14 protein-coding genes are annotated in these 17,265 nt (G+C 69.9%); 10 read left to right on the forward strand and 4 right to left on the reverse strand.

The genetic code is table 11. From position 1 onward, the window contains the following. The first annotated feature begins 166 nt into the window (after positions 1–166). The gene (gene rpsA, locus JOD48_RS09925; protein ID WP_191790319.1) at positions 167–1,639 is read left to right on the forward strand and encodes a 30S ribosomal protein S1; all 1,473 of its coding nucleotides are present in this window, start codon (positions 167–169) and stop codon (positions 1,637–1,639) included. Positions 1,640–1,782: 143 nt separating this feature from the next. Beyond that, positions 1,783–2,376 carry an NUDIX domain-containing protein gene (locus JOD48_RS09930; protein ID WP_191790320.1) on the forward strand — a complete coding sequence of 198 codons (594 nt, stop codon included), beginning with the start codon at positions 1,783–1,785 and terminating at the stop codon, positions 2,374–2,376. 13 nt (positions 2,377–2,389) lie between these two features. Here JOD48_RS09930 and JOD48_RS09935 read toward each other — a convergent pair whose 3' ends face one another. Continuing rightward, positions 2,390–4,303, reverse strand: a complete 1,914-nt coding sequence (locus tag JOD48_RS09935; RefSeq protein WP_191790321.1) for an ABC transporter ATP-binding protein — start codon at positions 4,301–4,303, stop codon at positions 2,390–2,392. A 153-nt stretch (positions 4,304–4,456) separates the two neighbouring features. On the opposite strand from JOD48_RS09935, the gene JOD48_RS09940 reads away from it, so the two are divergent. From JOD48_RS09940 to JOD48_RS09950, 3 genes are read left to right on the forward strand one after another with little or no spacing between them, the layout of a single operon-like run. After that, entirely contained in the window at positions 4,457–4,921 is a 465-nt protein-coding gene (locus JOD48_RS09940) for a MarR family winged helix-turn-helix transcriptional regulator (protein ID WP_307824083.1), read from the forward strand. Between the two features lie 16 nt (positions 4,922–4,937). After that, a complete protein-coding gene (gene coaE / locus JOD48_RS09945; protein ID WP_191790323.1) occupies positions 4,938–5,555 on the forward strand; it encodes a dephospho-CoA kinase in 618 nt (205 codons plus the stop codon). Further along, positions 5,552–6,214, forward strand: a complete 663-nt coding sequence (locus tag JOD48_RS09950) for a pyroglutamyl-peptidase I (protein ID WP_204808807.1) — start codon at positions 5,552–5,554, stop codon at positions 6,212–6,214. The genes coaE and JOD48_RS09950 overlap by 4 nt, the downstream gene beginning before the upstream one ends. A gap of 67 nt (positions 6,215–6,281) precedes the next feature. Here the strand turns inward: JOD48_RS09950 and JOD48_RS09955 are convergent, their stop codons facing one another. After that, positions 6,282–7,667: a choice-of-anchor A family protein gene (locus JOD48_RS09955; RefSeq protein ID WP_204808809.1), complete on the reverse strand. Its 1,386-nt coding sequence runs from the start codon at positions 7,665–7,667 to the stop codon at positions 6,282–6,284. Positions 7,668–7,914: 247 nt separating this feature from the next. Between JOD48_RS09955 and uvrB the strand changes: the two genes are divergently transcribed. The 4 genes from uvrB to JOD48_RS09975 all read left to right on the forward strand — a co-directional run bounded on the left by uvrB (position 7,915) and on the right by JOD48_RS09975 (position 12,807). Further along, positions 7,915–10,014, forward strand: coding sequence for an excinuclease ABC subunit UvrB (gene uvrB / locus JOD48_RS09960; RefSeq protein ID WP_191790326.1), 2,100 nt, complete (start codon positions 7,915–7,917; stop codon positions 10,012–10,014). A 61-nt stretch (positions 10,015–10,075) separates the two neighbouring features. Beyond that, the gene (locus JOD48_RS09965; protein WP_191790327.1) at positions 10,076–10,498 is read left to right on the forward strand and encodes a VOC family protein; all 423 of its coding nucleotides are present in this window, start codon (positions 10,076–10,078) and stop codon (positions 10,496–10,498) included. A 297-nt stretch (positions 10,499–10,795) separates the two neighbouring features. Then, positions 10,796–11,794 carry a TerC family protein gene (locus JOD48_RS09970; RefSeq protein WP_191790328.1) on the forward strand — a complete coding sequence of 333 codons (999 nt, stop codon included), beginning with the start codon at positions 10,796–10,798 and terminating at the stop codon, positions 11,792–11,794. After that, the gene (locus JOD48_RS09975) at positions 11,794–12,807 is read left to right on the forward strand and encodes a TerC family protein (RefSeq protein ID WP_204808811.1); all 1,014 of its coding nucleotides are present in this window, start codon (positions 11,794–11,796) and stop codon (positions 12,805–12,807) included. The genes JOD48_RS09970 and JOD48_RS09975 overlap by 1 nt, the downstream gene beginning before the upstream one ends. A gap of 117 nt (positions 12,808–12,924) precedes the next feature. On the opposite strand, the gene JOD48_RS09980 is transcribed toward JOD48_RS09975, so the two are convergent. Beyond that, positions 12,925–13,224 (reverse strand): YciI family protein, encoded by a 300-nt coding sequence (locus tag JOD48_RS09980; RefSeq protein ID WP_191790330.1) that lies wholly within the window; start codon positions 13,222–13,224, stop codon positions 12,925–12,927. 76 nt (positions 13,225–13,300) lie between these two features. Continuing rightward, positions 13,301–14,008, reverse strand: a complete 708-nt coding sequence (locus JOD48_RS09985; protein WP_204808813.1) for an MBL fold metallo-hydrolase — start codon at positions 14,006–14,008, stop codon at positions 13,301–13,303. A gap of 226 nt (positions 14,009–14,234) precedes the next feature. Between JOD48_RS09985 and uvrA the strand changes: the two genes are divergently transcribed. Then, the gene (gene uvrA / locus JOD48_RS09990) at positions 14,235–17,258 is read left to right on the forward strand and encodes an excinuclease ABC subunit UvrA (protein WP_204808815.1); all 3,024 of its coding nucleotides are present in this window, start codon (positions 14,235–14,237) and stop codon (positions 17,256–17,258) included. Positions 17,259–17,265 lie beyond the last annotated feature (7 nt).

The raw sequence follows: 17,265 nt of genomic DNA on the forward strand, positions 1-17,265 counted from the left end.
CGGTGCAGTGCGCCTACCGCCCTACCTCCTGCCTGAGACGTGACGCGTCCGTCGTGTTCGTCGTGGCGGGGCCGTTCCGTGCTCGGAGCGGAGGTCACCGGTGGCGACCACCACAGCAGCATCCCTATCCGAACTACTTCCTGTCCGCATCGGAGCATCGAACTCAATGACCATCTCCACCCCCGCGAAGTCCGCACCTCAGGTTGCCATCAACGACATCGGCACCGAAGAGGACTTCCTTGCCGCCATCGACGCCACCATCAAGTACTTCAATGACGGTGACATCGTCGAAGGCACGATCGTCAAGGTCGACCGTGACGAGGTTCTCCTCGACATCGGCTACAAGACCGAGGGCGTCATCCCCTCCCGCGAGCTGTCCATCAAGCACGACGTGGACCCCGGGGACGTCGTCAAGGTCGGTGACGCAGTCGAGGCCCTCGTCCTCCAGAAGGAGGACAAGGAAGGTCGCCTGATCCTCTCCAAGAAGCGCGCTCAGTACGAGCGTGCCTGGGGCACGATCGAGAAGATCAAGGAAGAGGACGGCGTCGTCACCGGCACCGTCATCGAGGTCGTCAAGGGCGGCCTCATCCTCGACATCGGCCTGCGCGGCTTCCTGCCCGCGTCGCTGGTGGAGATGCGCCGCGTCCGCGACCTCCAGCCGTACGTCGGCAAGGAGATCGAGGCGAAGATCATCGAGCTCGACAAGAACCGCAACAACGTCGTCCTGTCGCGTCGTGCGTGGCTCGAGCAGACGCAGTCCGAGGTTCGCTCCACCTTCCTGCAGACCCTGCAGAAGGGCCAGGTGCGCCCCGGTGTCGTCTCCTCGATCGTCAACTTCGGTGCGTTCGTGGACCTCGGCGGCGTCGACGGTCTGGTGCACGTCTCCGAGCTGTCCTGGAAGCACATCGACCACCCCTCCGAGGTCGTCGAGGTGGGCCAGGAGGTCACGGTCGAGGTCCTGGACGTCGACTTCGACCGCGAGCGTGTCTCCCTGTCGCTGAAGGCGACGCAGGAGGACCCGTGGCAGACCTTCGCCCGGACGCACGCCATCGGTCAGGTCGTGCCGGGCAAGGTCACGAAGCTCGTCCCGTTCGGTGCGTTCGTGCGCGTCGAGGACGGCATCGAGGGCCTCGTGCACATCTCCGAGCTGGCTGTCCGCCACGTCGAGCTGCCCGAGCAGGTCGTCAACGTCGGTGACGAGGTCTTCGTCAAGGTCATCGACATCGACCTCGAGCGTCGCCGCATCTCGCTGTCGCTCAAGCAGGCCAACGAGGGCGTGGACCCGGAGTCGGACGACTTCGACCCCGCGCTGTACGGCATGGCTGCCGAGTACGACGAGCAGGGGAACTACAAGTACCCCGAGGGCTTCGACCCCGAGACCAACGAGTGGCTCGAGGGCTTCGAGGCGCAGCGCGAGACGTGGGAGTCGCAGTACGCGAAGGCTCACGAGCGCTGGGAGGCTCACCGCAAGCAGGTCGCCGAGGCTCTCAAGGCCGACGACGAGGCTGCGACCTCGGGCGAGTCGTCCGCCAGCTCCGCTGCCACCTACTCCTCGACCCCGGTCCAGGAAGAGGCTGCCGGCACGCTGGCCTCGGACGAGGCTCTTGCCGCTCTGCGCGAGAAGCTCACCGGTAACTGATCTCCTCCCGGCCTCCGGGCTGGGGTGATGTCATGACGAGGCCCGCCACCTTCGGGTGGCGGGCCTTCGTCGTGCCCGGGGTGGGGCGCGTGCGCAGGCCGTCGGCGGGACCACGGGCGAGGATCGCCGTCTAGGCTGGGACGATGCCGTGGATCACCGAGAGCTCCCGCACCGCGTACGAGAACCCGTGGATGAGGGTGCGGGAGGATCGGGTGATCCGCCCCGACGGGGCGCCGGGCATCTACGGCGTCGTCGAGCTGCGCTGGCCCGCGGTCTTCGTGGTGGCCCTCACCGACGACGACGAGGTCGTCCTCGTGACGCAGCACCGCTACGCCACGGACGCGCTCTCGATCGAGGTGCCCGCCGGCGCGAGCGACGGGGAGGAGCCGCTCGTCGCCGCCCAGCGTGAGCTGTTCGAGGAGACGGGGCTCCGTGCCCGGGAGTGGGTGCGGGTCGGGGGCATGGACGCCCTCAACGGGCTCGCGAAAGCCCCCGAGCACGTGTTCGTGGCTCGGGGGCTGACGGGGCCGCTGCCCGGGCGAGCGGCCAGTGACGCGTCGGAGGCCACGGACGCGGCGCGGGGGCAGTCCACGAGTCAGGTCGAGGAGGGGATCTCCCGTGTCGAGGCCGTGCCGTTCCACGAGGTGCTCGGCATGATCTCCCGGGGGACCGTCCGTGACGGTGAGACGATCGCGGCCCTCGCCCTCGCAGGGCTGTGGCTCGGCCGGTTCGCCTGACCTCGGCCTCCCGTCAGACCGCCATGCTCTCCTCGTCGTCCTGGGGACCGAGCGTCTCGTCGGACGGCGGGCTCACCGTGTCCCGCGTCGCGAACTGCGTCCGGTAGAGCTCGGCGTAGAGCCCGCCGCTGACGAGGAGGTCGGTGTGGGTACCGGTCGCCACGACGCGGCCCTGGTCGAGCACGACGATCATGTCGGCCTGACGGATGGTGGACAGACGGTGCGCGATGACGAGGGACGTCCGCCCGTCGAGCGCCGCGTCGAGCGCGAGCTGGACGGCCGCCTCGGACTCGGAGTCGAGGTGGGCGGTCGCCTCGTCGAGCACGACGAGGGCCGGCGCCTTGAGGAAGAGGCGCGCGATCGCGAGCCGTTGACGTTCACCGCCCGAGAGCCGGTAGCCGCGGTCGCCGACCACTGTCTCGAGCCCGGCGGGCAGGGACTCGACGAGATCCGCGACGTGCGCCTGGCGCAGCGCGGTCCACAGCTCGGCGTCGGTGGCGTCCGGCCTGGCGTAGCGCAGGTTGCCTGCGATCGTGTCGTGGAAGAGGTGAGCCTCCTGGGAGACGACGCCCACGGTGTCCTGGAGCGAGCGCTGGGTGACCTCCCGCAGGTCGCGCCCGGCGATGCGCACGGCGCCGCTGGTGGGGTCGTACATGCGCGTGACGAGCTGGGAGATCGTGGTCTTGCCCGCTCCCGAGGGGCCGACGATCGCGACCATCGCGCCAGCGGGGACCTCGAACGTGACGTCGGTGAGGGTGTCGCTCGTCGGGTCGGAGCTCACTGTCGCGACGGCCTCGAGCGAGGCGAGCGAGACGTCGGCGGCGCCGGGGTAGCGGAAGGTGACGTGCTCGAGGGCGAGGCTCGCGCCGTGGTGGGAGACGTCGTCGGACAGGTCGCGCGCGTCCGGGGCGTCGGTGACGGACGGCTCGAGGTCGAGGACCTCGAGCACGCGCTCGAAGCTCACGAGCGCGGTCATGACGTCCACCTGGACGTTGGACAGCGCGGTGAGCGGTCCGTAGAGGCGGGCGAGGTAGGCCGTGAGGGCCACGACGACCCCCACGGTGAGCGTGCCCCGGATGGCCATGACGCCTCCGAGCCCGTAGACGATCGCGACGGCGACCGAGGCAACGGTCGTGAGGGCGACGCGGAACACGGTCGCGTACATGGCCGAGGTCACGCCGATGTCGCGCACCCGCCCGGCCTGGTCGGCGTACGTCGCCGACTCCTGCTCGGGGCGCCCGAAGATCTTGACGAGGTGCGCGCCCGCGACGTTGAAGCGCTCGTTCATCATCTGCGCGGCGTCCGCGTTGAGGGCGTAGCTCTCGCGCGTGATGCCGGCGAGCTTGCGGCCGACCCAGCGGGCGGGCAGCACGAACACGGGGAGCAGAGCGAGTGCGATGAGGGTCAGCTCCCACGACATCGAGAGCATCGCGGCGAGCACGAACACGACCGTGAGCAGGTTCGAGAAGACGTTGGACAGCGTCGACGTGAACGCCTGCTGGGCTCCGAGGACGTCGCCGTTGAGACGCTGGACGAGGGCTCCCGTGCGGGTCCGGCTGAAGAAGGCGAGCGGCATGCGTTGCACGTGGTCGAACACTGCGGTGCGCAGGTCGAAGATGAGGCCTTCGCCGACCCGGGCGGAGAACCAGCGCTCCCCGATGCTCAGCAGGCCGGACGCGAGTGCGATCCCGGCGACGACGAGCGAGATCTCGACGACGACGTCGACGCGACCGGCCGTGATGCCGTTGTCGATGAGCGACTTGAACAGCAGCGGGGTCACGGCGCCGGCCGCGGCGTTGAGGGCGATGAGCACGAGGAACACCCCGAGCTGCGCCTTGTAGGGGCGCGCGAAGCCGAGGATGCGCCGGACCGTGCCGCGGTGCAGCCGCTGCTTGGCCACGGACGAGTCCTGACGGAAGGTGCGCATGCCGGAGCCGCCACCGAAGGACGAGGGGAAGGACACGAGGCCTCCAGGGGGTCGGAGGGGAGGGGCGGCGGAGGAGGGGCTCGACGCCGTTAGTGAGCCTACCTCACCATGAGTTGGTTCACAAGAGGCCGTCGGGCGACTAGTCTCGTGCCTGTGACGACAGACTTCGACGCCGAGAACGCCGAGTTCCTCACCCTCCTGCACGCCGCGATGCGCGCCGTCCGCAGAGAGGCGGGGGAGCGCCTCGAGCGTGCCCGGACCACGCCCGGGCAGTACCGCATGCTCCGGGTGCTCGACCGCTGCGGAGGGCCGCAGCGCCCCGGCGCGCTCGCCGGCATCCTGGACGTCGCCCCCCGGTCCGTGACGACCAAGGTCGACGACGCCGAGGCCGCCGGGCTCGTGCGCCGGCTGCCCGACCCCACCGACCGCCGCGCGACGCTCGTCGAGCTGACCGACGAGGGACGGGAGACCCTCGCGGCGGTCGCCGCCGAGCGCGAGACGAGTGCGGGCACCCTGCTCTCGCGCCTCGACGCCGACGACCGGCACGAGCTCCTGCGGCTGCTGCGCGTCGTGGCCGGGGAGGCCGGAGCCTCCCCAGGGCGTGCGCACGGGGCATGACTGGCAGGATGGACCCATGTTTCGCGTAGGCCTGACCGGCGGGATCGCAGCAGGAAAGTCCGTGGCCCTCGACCGGTTCGCCGAGCTCGGGGCCTGCGTCATCGACTCCGACGTGCTCGCGCGCGAGGCCGTCGCGCCCGGCACCGTGGGTCTGGAGGAGGTCGTCGAAGCCTTCGGCGACGGCGTCCTCGCGCCCGACGGGTCGCTCGACCGGGCACGACTGGGGACCATCGTGTTCGGCGACGACGAGGCACGGCGCCGGCTCAACGCGATCGTCCACCCGGAGGTCCGTCGTCTGTCGGCCGAGCGAGAGGCCCTCGTCGCGGCGCGCGACCCGCGAGCCGTGGTCGTGCACGACATCCCGCTGCTCGTCGAGACCGGCCAGGCCGAGTCGTTCCACCTCGTCGCCGTGGTCGTCGCCCCGCAGGACGTACGCCTCCGACGCCTCGTGACGTCACGGGGCATGAGCGAGGACGAGGCCAGGGCGCGCATCGCCGCGCAGGCCGGCGACGCCGAGCGCCTCGCGGTCGCCGACGTCACGCTCGACGGCAGCGGCACGCCCGAGGCCCTGCGTGCCGAGGTCGACGCCCTGTGGGAGCGCGTCGTGCGCGAGACCGCGGAAGAGCTCGCATGACCGTCCTGCTCTCGGGTTTCGAGCCGTTCGACGGCGCCGCGACCAACGCCTCCTGGCAGGCCGTGAGCGCACTGCGCGACGCGTGGGACGCGGACGAGCCGCTCGTCGCGGTCGAGCTGCCGTGCACCTTCGCCGGAGCCTGGCCTGCCCTGCTCGCGGCGATCCAGGAGTACCGGCCGCGGGTCGTCGTGGCCGTGGGGCTCGCGGGAGGGGCGGACGTGGTGCGCCTCGAGAGGGTCGCGATCAATGTGGTCGACGCGCGCATCCCCGACAACGAGGGCTCCGCCCCCGTCGACGTGCCCGTGGTCGAGGGCGGCCCGGCCGCCTACTTCACGACCTTGCCGCTCAAGCCGTCGCTCGTCGCGGTGCGCGAGGCCGGGGTACCTGTCGCGGTGTCGGGCACCGCGGGGACGTACGTGTGCAACGCGACCTTCTACGACCTCGTGCGCTGGGCGGACGGCCGGGACGAGGTCCGGGCCGGGTTCGTGCACGTGCCTGCCGTCAGCGAGCCGGGACGCCCCGTGCCCGACGTCGGGTCCCTGCCGCTCGCAGCCGTCGTCCGCGCCCTGCGGGTCGTCGTCGAGACGGCGCTGGCCGACCTCGACGGTCGGCTCGCCCCCGACGCCGCGCGGGTGGTCTCGGCGGGCGCCGAGCACTGACGCGTCGGACGGCCGAGGCCCCCGGGGAGCATCTCCCCGGGGGCCTCGGCCGTCGTTCAGCAGAGGGTCAGCTCGTGGCGCGCTTGCGGCGAGCCAGCAGGACGAGCCAGGTACCGCCCGCGAGGAGGGCCGCAGCGACCACGACGATCAGCGCCGTCTGCGCGCCCGTGGCCGCGAGGCCGCCTTCTTCCTGGCCGGTCGCGGTCCGAGCGGCCTTCGCGGGCGCCGTGGCGCCCGGCGACGGCTTGGGGTCGGCGACCGGGGCGGCCTTGTCCACCGTGACCGTGGGCGGCGTGGCGGTCGGAGGCACGACCGGGTTGGCCGGGACCGGCGTGCTGGGAGTCTTCTCGCCGGGCGTGAAGGGCTGGGGGGTCTCGGTGACCGGCGGGGTCACGGTGGCCGGCGGGACGTCGCAACCGAGCGTCGCCGAGCCGATCCACGGGAAGTTGTGGTGCTCGAGGCCGCCGCTGGCGCCCTGGCCTCCGAAGGTCAGGTCGCCTCCGATGTACAGGCGACCGTTGGTGTGGGTCTTCTGCTCGACGTCGGCCTGCGGGGCGAGGATCGAACCGACCGTCTGGCTGCTGCTCGTCATGGTGAGGTTCGTGGCGTCGGGGAAGTTCCAGAGGATACGAGGGGCCCACTTGCCGAGGGCGGTCCCTGCGTCGATCCGGTCGCTGCCCGACGCCATGTAGTTCAGCGAGAGGTCCGGCGTGGCGCCCGAGACGTTGACGACGATGGGTGCGGACGTGCCGACGTTCTGGAAGGTGACCTCGCCGCCGAGGCCCGCCACCTGCTCCGCGGAGACGTCGAAGACCTGCACCGCGGACGAGCCGTCGCCCGTGAGGACCTTGCCGGCGAGGCTACCGGTCGCGGGCTTGCTCGCGAGGTCGGCCGAGACCTTGCCGAGCTCGGTCCGGAGGGCCTTGGCCTGCGGTGCGGGCACGGAGGAGTGCGGGGTCTTCTTGCCGCCGTTGAGCTCGAAGGTCCCCTCGATGGCGCCTCCGGCGACGACGTTGCCGCCCTTGTCGAGCCGGTGGGCGACCTCGACCCGTCCGGACTTGACGGTCACGGCACCTGCGGCCAGGACCATGTCGCTGCCGCTCGCCGGCGTGAACTGGGAACCGGCCCCGACGACCCCGAGGTTCATCAGGTCGCCCGTGTCGATGGTCACCGAGCCCTGGGAGACGAGGACGCCCTCGGACTCCTTGGCCCCGCCCAGCGCGGTGTAGTCGCCGCCGACGAACACGGCCACGCCCTTGTCGGTGAACAGCGGCGTGTTCGTGAGGCCGCCGGTGAAGTCGGGGCACTCGTTGCCGAGCGCGGTCGCGGGCAGCGGCGTGGCGGCGAGGGCGGGCGCCGCGCCGAGGCCCAGCAGGCCGGTGGTCAGGGCGCCGGTGGCGAGCGCGCCGAGGAGGGTGCGCTGGGGTGTCCTGCGCGTCGGGCTGAGGAACATCGATGTCTCCGGGGTCGAGGCCGAAAGTAAGGTCTACGTACTAATCCACGGTCCAGGATGGCCCGACGTCTGGTTTGTCAGGGGATATCAGGAGATGCGCGAGGATCACCGGCACAGTATTGGGCCCCGTCGCGACACGCCAAATCCCTTGCCGGGTGAAAGTCCGCGTTCGGGTCGCGCGTTCGTCGACCGTGGGCTAGCGGCGGTCGATAGTTCGCTTGTCGGTGGTTCGCCGTACCGTGGAACCATGCGTCCCGTCACCGATCTTCAGCGCACCGTCGCCCCGTTCGAGGTCATCTCCGACTACACGCCGTCCGGTGACCAGCCCACCGCCATCGCCGAGCTCTCGCAGAGGCTGCGAGCGGGCGAGAAGGACGTGGTGCTGCTCGGTGCGACGGGTACCGGGAAGTCCGCGACCACGGCGTGGCTCATCGAGGAGCTGCAGCGCCCCACCCTGGTCATGGCTCCCAACAAGACCCTCGCCGCCCAGCTGGCCACCGAGTTCCGGGAGCTGCTCCCCAACAACGCGGTCGAGTACTTCGTGTCCTACTACGACTACTACCAGCCCGAGGCGTACATCGCGCAGACGGACACCTACATCGAGAAGGACTCCTCGATCAACGACGAGGTCGAGCGGCTGCGCCACTCCGCGACGTCCTCGCTCCTGACCCGTCGAGACGTCGTGGTGGTGGCCTCGGTGTCGTGCATCTACGGCCTCGGCACGCCGCAGGAGTACGTGGACCGCATGGTCCGTCTCGACGTCGGCGACCAGGTCGAGCGTGATGCGATGCTGCGTCAGTTCGTCACCATGCAGTACACGCGCAACGACCTGGCCTTCACCCGGGGGACGTTCCGCGTGCGGGGCGACACGGTCGAGATCATCCCCGTCTACGAGGAGCTCGCGATCCGGATCGAGTTCTTCGGCGACGAGATCGAGGCGATCCACCTGCTCCACCCGCTCACGGGAGACGTGGTCCGCTCGGAGACGAGCGTCAACCTGTTCCCGGCGACGCACTACGTCGCCGGACCGGAGCGCATGGAGCGTGCGATCACCTCGATCGAGGCCGAGCTGGAGCAACGGCTCGCCGAGCTCGAGCGGCAGAACAAGCTGCTCGAGGCGCAGCGCCTGCGCATGCGGACCACCTACGACATCGAGATGATGCGCCAGATCGGCTCGTGCTCCGGGATCGAGAACTACTCGCGGCACATCGACGGTCGAGAGGCGGGCACCGCCCCGCACACGCTGCTCGACTACTTCCCCGAGGACTTCCTCCTCGTGATCGACGAGTCCCACGTCACGGTCCCGCAGATCGGGGCGATGTTCGAGGGTGACATGTCGCGCAAGCGCAACCTGGTCGACCACGGCTTCCGCCTGCCGAGCGCCATGGACAACCGGCCGTTGCGCTGGGAGGAGTTCGTCGAACGGATCGGGCAGACGGTCTACCTCTCGGCGACCCCGGGCAAGTACGAGCTCTCGATGTCCGACGGCGTGGTCGAGCAGATCATCCGGCCCACCGGCCTGGTCGACCCGGAGATCGTCGTCAAGCCGACCACGGGGCAGATCGACGACCTGCTGCACGAGATCCGGGAGCGGGTCGAGCGCAACGAGCGCGTGCTGGTCACGACCCTGACCAAGAAGATGTCCGAGGACCTCACGGACTACTTCCTCGAGCGCGACGTCCGGGTGCGGTACCTGCACTCCGAGGTGGACACGCTGCGCCGCGTCGAGCTGCTGCGCGAGCTGCGCATGGGGGAGTACGACGTCCTGGTGGGCATCAACCTGCTCCGTGAGGGGCTCGACCTGCCCGAGGTGTCGCTCGTCGCGATCCTCGACGCCGACAAGGAGGGCTTCCTGCGCTCCGGCACGTCCCTCATCCAGACGATCGGGCGTGCGGCTCGTAACGTGTCCGGCCAGGTCCACATGTATGCCGACAAGATCACGCCGGCCATGGCCCAGGCGATCGAGGAGACCACCCGGCGCCGGGAGAAGCAGGTCGCGTACAACCTCGAGCACGGCGTCGACCCCACGCCGCTGCGCAAGAAGATCGCCGACGTCACGGACATGCTCGCGCGCGAGGACATCGACACCCAGGAGCTCCTCGCGGGCGGCTACCGGCAGCCCGGCAAGGGGCGCGCTCCTGTACCGGGCGGCCCCAAGGAAGGCGCGACGACCGCCAACCGGCTGGCGGGGGTCGCGGCCGGCGAGCTCGCGGACCTCATCCAGGAGCTCAGCGACCAGATGCACGCGGCGGCGGCCGAGCTCCAGTTCGAGCTCGCGGCGCGACTGCGCGACGAGATCTCCGGGCTCAAGAAGGAGCTGCGGCAGATGCAGTCGGCCACCGCCTGAGCGGTGGGCCCGCCCGGGCAGGCGCCGCCGGCCCGGCGAGAGCGACAGAACGAGGGATGCCATGGCACGCACGGTCCAGATCACGTTCGACGCAGCGGACCCGCGGGGTCTGGGTGCGTTCTGGTGCGAGGCGTTGGGCTACGTCGAGCAGCCGCCGCCGGAGGGTTTCGCGGACTGGGAAGCCGCGATGGCGGCCTGGGGCATGAGCCCGGACCGCTACAACGCGTTCTACGCGGTGGTGGACCCGGACGGCGTGGGGCCGCGGATCTTCATCCAGCAGGTCCCCGAGCCGAAGACCGCCAAGAACCGCATGCACATCGACGTGGGGGTCGAGGGGGACGGGGCCGAGCGGGTGGGCAACGTCCGGTCGCACGCGGCCCACCTCGTCTCGCTCGGCGCGTCCGTGCTCCAGGAGATGGACGAGAACGGAGAGTTCTGGATCGTCCTGCAGGACCCGGAGGGCAACGAGTTCTGCGTGCAGTGACGATCGCCCGAGGAGCGGGTGGGTGCGAGGTGTGGGCGAGGCGCACTCGGGAAGGTTCGCCGCGCCCAGGTGGTTGTGGAAGCGTGGGTGCTCGCCTCGTGCCATGCCCTATGCTTGCCCAGTTGAAGGGGAGTATTCCTAGAAACGGTGATGTCGTCATCACGGTCGGCGTAGTCGTCGGCCCGGTGTCACCGGTCCTGCACGGTCACCTCTCGCGATCCGCCCTCGCGGGGATCGGTGACCGCGAGGGCGGAAGAGACCTTCGGTACTCGACGCTACGTACCGGAGGTATGTGTGATGGATGTTCCTGTCTGGATGTGGGTCGCGACGGTCGGCATGATCCTCGCGATGCTGGCCTTCGACTTCGTGGGCCACGTCCGCACCCCGCACGCCCCCACGCTCAAGGAAGCCTCGTGGTGGTCCGCCGGCTACGTCGGCATCGCGATCCTCTTCGGGGTCGGGATCTGGGCCTACTTCGGCTCGGTCTACGGCGGGGAGTACTTCGCCGGGTACATCACCGAGAAGAGCCTGTCGGTCGACAACCTCTTCGTGTTCGTCCTCATCATGACGAGCTTCCGGGTGCCCAGGCTGTACCAGCAGAAGGTCCTGCTGATCGGCATCACGATCGCCCTGGTCCTGCGCACGATCTTCATCTTCCTGGGCGCCGCGCTGATCGAGAACTTCAGCTGGGTCTTCTACATCTTCGGCGCCTTCCTCATCTACACCGCCTACACGCAGGTCAAGAGCGCGCGTGAGCACGAGGACGAGGAGTACAAGGAGAACGGCGTCCTGCGCCTGACGCGTCGTTTCTTCCCCACGACGGACGCGTACGTCGAGGACCGGATGTTCACGAAGATCGACGGCAAGCGCTACATCACGCCGATGCTCATCGTGATGATCGCCATCGGCAGCGCCGACCTGCTGTTCGCGGTCGACTCGATCCCCGCGATCTTCGGCCTCACGCAGGAGACGTTCCTCGTCTTCGCGGCCAACGCGTTCTCCCTGCTCGGCCTGCGCCAGCTCTACTTCCTGATCGACGGCCTGCTCGACCGGCTCGTGTACCTCGCCTGGGGCCTGGCCGCGATCCTCGGCTTCATCGGGATCAAGCTCCTCATCCACGCGCTGCACAAGAACGAGATCCCGTTCATCAACGGTGGCGAGCACGTCACGGTCATCCCTGAGATCTCGACGGCCGTCTCCCTCAGCTTCATCCTGGTCACGCTGGCCATCACGACGGTCGCGAGCCTCGCCAAGGACAAGAGCGACCGTCGTCGCCTGGAGAAGGAAACCTACTGATGCAGCACGAGCTGCCGTTCTGGTTCGAGGCGGCGTCCCTGACGGCCCTCGTCGTCCTCCTGCTCGTCGACCTGGTGGTCGTGGGGCGTCGCCCGCACGTGCCGTCGATGAAGGAGAGCGGCCTGTGGGTGGCGTTCTACGTCGCCCTGGCACTGGTCTTCGGCGGCCTCGTCGCCCTCGTGGGCGGCAGTGCTCCCGCGGTCGAGTTCTACGCGGGCTGGCTCACGGAGTACAGCCTGTCGGTCGACAACCTCTTCGTGTTCGTCATCATCATGACGAGGTTCGCCGTGCCGCGGGAGCACCAGCAGAAGGTGCTCATGGTGGGGATCATCGTGGCGCTCGTGCTGCGCGGGGCGTTCATCCTCGCCGGCGCCGCGATCATCGCCCAGTTCGTGTGGGTCTTCTACCTCTTCGGCGCGTTCCTGATCTACACCGCGATCAAGCTGGTCGCGGGTGGGGACGAGCCGGAGGAGTACCAGGAGAACCGGCTCATCCGGTCGTTGCGCCGGGTGCTGCCGCTGTCGCCGACGTACGACGGCGGCAAGCTGCGCACCGTGGTCGACGGCAAGCGGCTCTTCACGCCCATGCTGATCGTGTTCCTCGCGATCGGCAGCACGGACCTGCTCTTCGCGTTCGACTCGATCCCTGCGATCTTCGGGCTCACGCACGACCCGTTCATCGTGTTCACGACGAACGTCTTCGCCCTCATGGGGCTGCGGCAGCTCTACTTCCTGCTGGGGGGCCTGCTCGAGCGGCTGGTGTACCTGCCGATCGGGCTGGCGGTCATCCTGGGCTTCATCGGGATCAAGCTGATCCTCGAGGCCTTGCACGAGAACACGTTGCCGTTCATCAACGGCGGGCAGCACATCGAGGCCGTCCCGACGGTCCCGATCTGGCTGTCGCTCGTGGTCATCCTGGGTGCGCTCGGGGTCACGACGGTGGCCAGCCTGTTGCGCACGCGTGGTCAGCAGAAGGACGAGGCCCTGCTCGACGACGTCGACGCGGCCTCGTAGGCGCGTCTCGGCAGGCACTGCTCGCCCCGTGAGAACGGCCCGTCTCCCTTCCGGGGAGACGGGCCGTCCGCGTTCGTGGACGGGGGAGTCGAGCGCTCCGTCCGGCGGCGGCGACGCTCAGACTCGGTCGGCCCAGGGGCCGATGACGGGAGACCACGGGCGCACGGTGCGCCGCGTGATGACGTTCTCGCGGGCGAACGGGTCGGCGTCGAACGTGCTCGCGACCGAGGCCTCGTCCGGGGCGTCGACGAGCAGCAGCGCGCCCGCGGGGTTGGCCGCGTCCTGGGCGAGGGGGCCGGAGGCGAGCAGCGTGCCCTCGTCGAGCAGCCCGCGCAGGAACGCACGGTGCTCGGGGCGGAACTCGTCCAGGACGGCGGGCTTGTCGGCGTACGTGTAGGTCACGGCGAAGATCGGCATGGCGACATTGAAGCACCATCCGGCGTGGTGGTGGTGACGGTCCGTCGTCGGCCCGCTCGGCCGCGCGACCGGTGTCCTACCAGCCGCGCTCGCGCCACTCGTCGAGGTGGGGGCGCTCTGCCCCCAGCGTCGTGTCCGCGCCGTGGCCCGGGTAGACCCAGGTGGCGTCGTCGAACCTGTCGAAGAGCCTGGTGGTGACGTCCGCGTAGAGCATCGCGAAGCGGTCCGGGTCGTTCGACGTGCTCCCGAGGCCGCCCGGGAAGAGCGAGTCCCCCGTGAACAGGTGTGCTCGGCCGGGCACGGCGTCCGGTGCGCTCGCGTGCTCGGGCTCGCGGTAGACGAGCGTGACCGAGCCGGGGGTGTGACCGCGCAGGGCGACCACCTCGAACGTGAGGTGGCCGACGACGATCGTGTCGCCGTCGTGCAGGGGGCGCGTGATGGTCGCGCCGGTCGCCTCGGCGACGGCTTCCGCGTCGGGAGCGCCGGCCGCGAGCCGCGCGCCGGTGGCCGCGCCGATCGAGGAGAGCGCCCCGAGGTGGTCGAGGTGCCTGTGCGTCGTGACGACGAGGTCGAGGCGGGCGGTCGACGAACCCTCCCGGACGAGCTCGAGGAGCCGGTCGGGCTCGGCGGCGGCGTCGACGAGGAGCTGGGCGCCGCTCCCGCGGCAGGTCAGGAGGTAGGCGTTGTTCTCGGCGGGCCCGACGGCGAGCTTGCGGACCTCGACCTCGTCCAGCACCCGCAGGTCGCTCGGTCCCGCGACCGTGACGTCTCCGGTGTATCCCACGCCGATCTCCTCGCTGTGCTGGTTGGCGTCCTGACGGACGACCGGCCGCCGGTGTGACGAGCCTCTCGTGCCGAGTCTGGCACGCCGGTGGCGGGACCCGGAGCGCCGTCCAGGAGCAGGTCAGACCGCCGGGGCCGTCCCTCGACAGGAACCGCAGGACCCTCGGCACCGGTGACGTCGGTCGAACAGGTGTGCGAATGTCAGGGGCGAGGCTTACGATGCTTCGGTGAGCAACCGCCTTGTCATCGCTGGTGCCCGTGAGCACAACCTCCGCAACGTCGACCTCGACCTGCCGAGGGATCAGCTCATCGTCTTCACGGGACTCTCGGGGTCCGGAAAGTCCTCCCTCGCGTTCGACACGATCTTCGCCGAGGGGCAGCGTCGCTACGTCGAGTCGCTGTCGGCGTACGCCCGTCAGTTCCTCGGGCAGATGGACAAGCCCGACGTCGACTTCATCGAGGGCCTGTCGCCCGCGGTCTCGATCGACCAGAAGTCGACCAACCGCAACCCGCGCTCGACCGTGGGCACCATCACCGAGGTCTACGACTACCTGCGCCTGCTCTTCGCGCGCGCCGGCACACAGCACTGCCCGGTCTGCGGCGAGAAGGTCCAGGCCCAGACGCCGCAGCAGATCGTCGACCGCCTCCTGGAGCTGCCCGAGGGCACGCGCTACCAGGTCCTCGCTCCCGTGGTGCGTGGTCGCAAGGGGGAGTACAGCGAGCTCTTCAAGGAGCTGCAGTCGAAGGGCTTCGCGCGCGCCCGCGTGGACGGCGAGGTCGTCCAGCTCACGGACCCGCCGGCGCTCGAGAAGAAGCTCAAGCACGACATCGAGGTCGTGATCGACCGTCTCGTCTCGCGCGAGGGTGTGCAGCGGAGGCTCACGGACTCGGTCGAGACCGCGCTCGGGCTCGCCGGGGGGCTCGTCGTCGTCGAGCTCGTCGACGCCGACGCGGACGACCCGCAACGCGAGCGCCGGTTCTCGGAGAAGCGCGCGTGCCCGAACGACCACGAGCTCACGCTCGACGAGATCGAGCCGCGCACCTTCTCGTTCAACGCCCCCTACGGTGCGTGCCCCGAGTGCACGGGTATCGGCTTCCGCCTCGAGGTCGACCCGGACCTCGTCGTCCCGGACGACGAGAAGTCGCTCGCGGAGGGCGCGGTCGCGCCCTGGGCGCAGATCTCCTCGGAGTACTTCCACCGCGTCCTGACGGCGCTCGCCTCGGACCTGGGCTTCTCCATGGACGTGCCGTGGCGCGCCCTGCCTCAGCGTGCTCAGCAGGCGGTGCTCTACGGCCAGAACCACGAGGTCCACGTCCGGTACAAGAACCGCTGGGGGCGCGAGCGTCAGTACTCGACCGGCTTCGAGGGCGTCGTGACGTTCCTCGAGCGCCGCCACGGCGAGACCGAGTCGGAGTGGTCCAAGGAGAAGTACGAGGCGTACATGCGCGAGACGCCGTGCCCGGTGTGCCAGGGCACGCGTCTCAAGCCCGAGGTCCTCGCCGTCAAGGTGGGGGACAAGTCCATCGCCGAGGTCTGCCGGCTCCCGCTGCGCGAGGCCGCGGCGTTCCTCGGTTCGCTCGAGCTGGGCACGCGCCAGAAGGCCATCGCGACCGAGGTCCTCAAGGAGATCGACGCCCGACTGGGCTTCCTGCTCGACGTCGGGCTGGACTACCTCTCGCTCGAGCGTCCGGCCGGGACCCTCTCGGGAGGCGAGGCGCAGCGCATCCGTCTCGCGACGCAGATCGGCTCGGGGCTCGTCGGTGTCCTGTACGTCCTCGACGAGCCCAGCATCGGTCTGCACCAGCGGGACAACCGCCGGCTCATCGACACCCTGACCCGGCTGAGGGACCTCGGGAACACGCTCATCGTCGTCGAGCACGACGAGGACACCATCCGGGCGGCCGACTGGATCGTCGACATCGGCCCGGGCGCCGGCGAGCACGGTGGACGCGTGATCCACTCGGGCGACTACGCAGGCCTCCTGGAGGCGCCCGAGTCCGTCACGGGCGCCTACCTCTCCGGGCGTCGCAGCATCCCGCTGCCCGCCGCCCGCCGCCCTGTCGACAAGGACCGTCGGATCACGGTCGTCGGTGCGCGCGAGCACAACCTCGAGGGCATCGACGTGAGCTTCCCGCTCGGCACCCTGACCGCGGTCACCGGCGTCTCGGGGTCCGGCAAGTCCACGCTGGTCAACTCGATCCTCTACACCGTGCTCGCCAACGAGCTCAACGGAGCCCGTCAGGTCGCGGGGCGTCACCGTCGGATCACGGGACTCGAGAACCTCGACAAGGTGGTCCACGTCGACCAGGGGCCCATCGGCCGGACCCCGCGGTCCAACCCCGCGACCTACACGGGGGTGTGGGACCACGTGCGCAAGCTCTTCGCCGAGACGAGCGAGGCCAAGGTCCGTGGCTACACGCCCGGCCGGTTCTCCTTCAACGTCAAGGGCGGTCGCTGCGAGGCCTGCTCGGGTGACGGGACCATCAAGATCGAGATGAACTTCCTGCCGGACGTCTATGTCCCGTGCGAGGTCTGCCACGGCGCGCGGTACAACCGCGAGACGCTCGAGGTGCACTTCAAGGGCAAGACCGTCGCGGACGTGCTCGACATGCCGATCGAGGAGGCCTCGGAGTTCTTCGCCGCGGTCCCGACGATCTCGCGCCACCTCAAGACCCTCTCCGAGGTCGGCCTCGGGTACGTGCGCCTGGGGCAGCCCGCGCCCACGCTGTCAGGAGGCGAGGCCCAGCGCGTCAAGCTCGCGAGCGAGCTGCAGAAGCGTTCGACGGGCCGGACCATCTACGTGCTCGACGAGCCGACGACGGGCCTGCACTTCGAGGACATCCGCAAGCTCCTCGCGGTGCTCCAGTCGCTCGTCGACAAGGGCAACTCGGTGCTCGTGATCGAGCACAACCTCGATGTCATCAAGAACGCCGACTGGGTCATCGACATGGGACCGGAGGGTGGGTCCGGCGGTGGACGGGTCATCGCCGAGGGCACGCCCGAGCAGGTGGCCGCGGTCCCCGAGAGCCACACGGGTCGGTTCCTCGCCGAGGTCCTCACGGGTGACCCCATCCCGGTCGCACCCCTGCCCAAGAAGTCCCCGGCCAAGGCCGCGACGGGCAAGACGGCGGCGAAGGCGCCGAGGAAGACGGCCGCGCGCAAGTCGTCGACGACGGCCGCGGCCAGGGAGAGCTCGTCGACCGTGAAGGCGTCCGCCGCCACGAGGAAGGCCGAGCCCGCGACCGAGTGACATCGAC

The sequence above is a fragment of the Oerskovia paurometabola genome (assembly GCF_016907365.1).
GTDB classification, from domain to species: domain Bacteria; phylum Actinomycetota; class Actinomycetes; order Actinomycetales; family Cellulomonadaceae; genus Oerskovia; species Oerskovia paurometabola.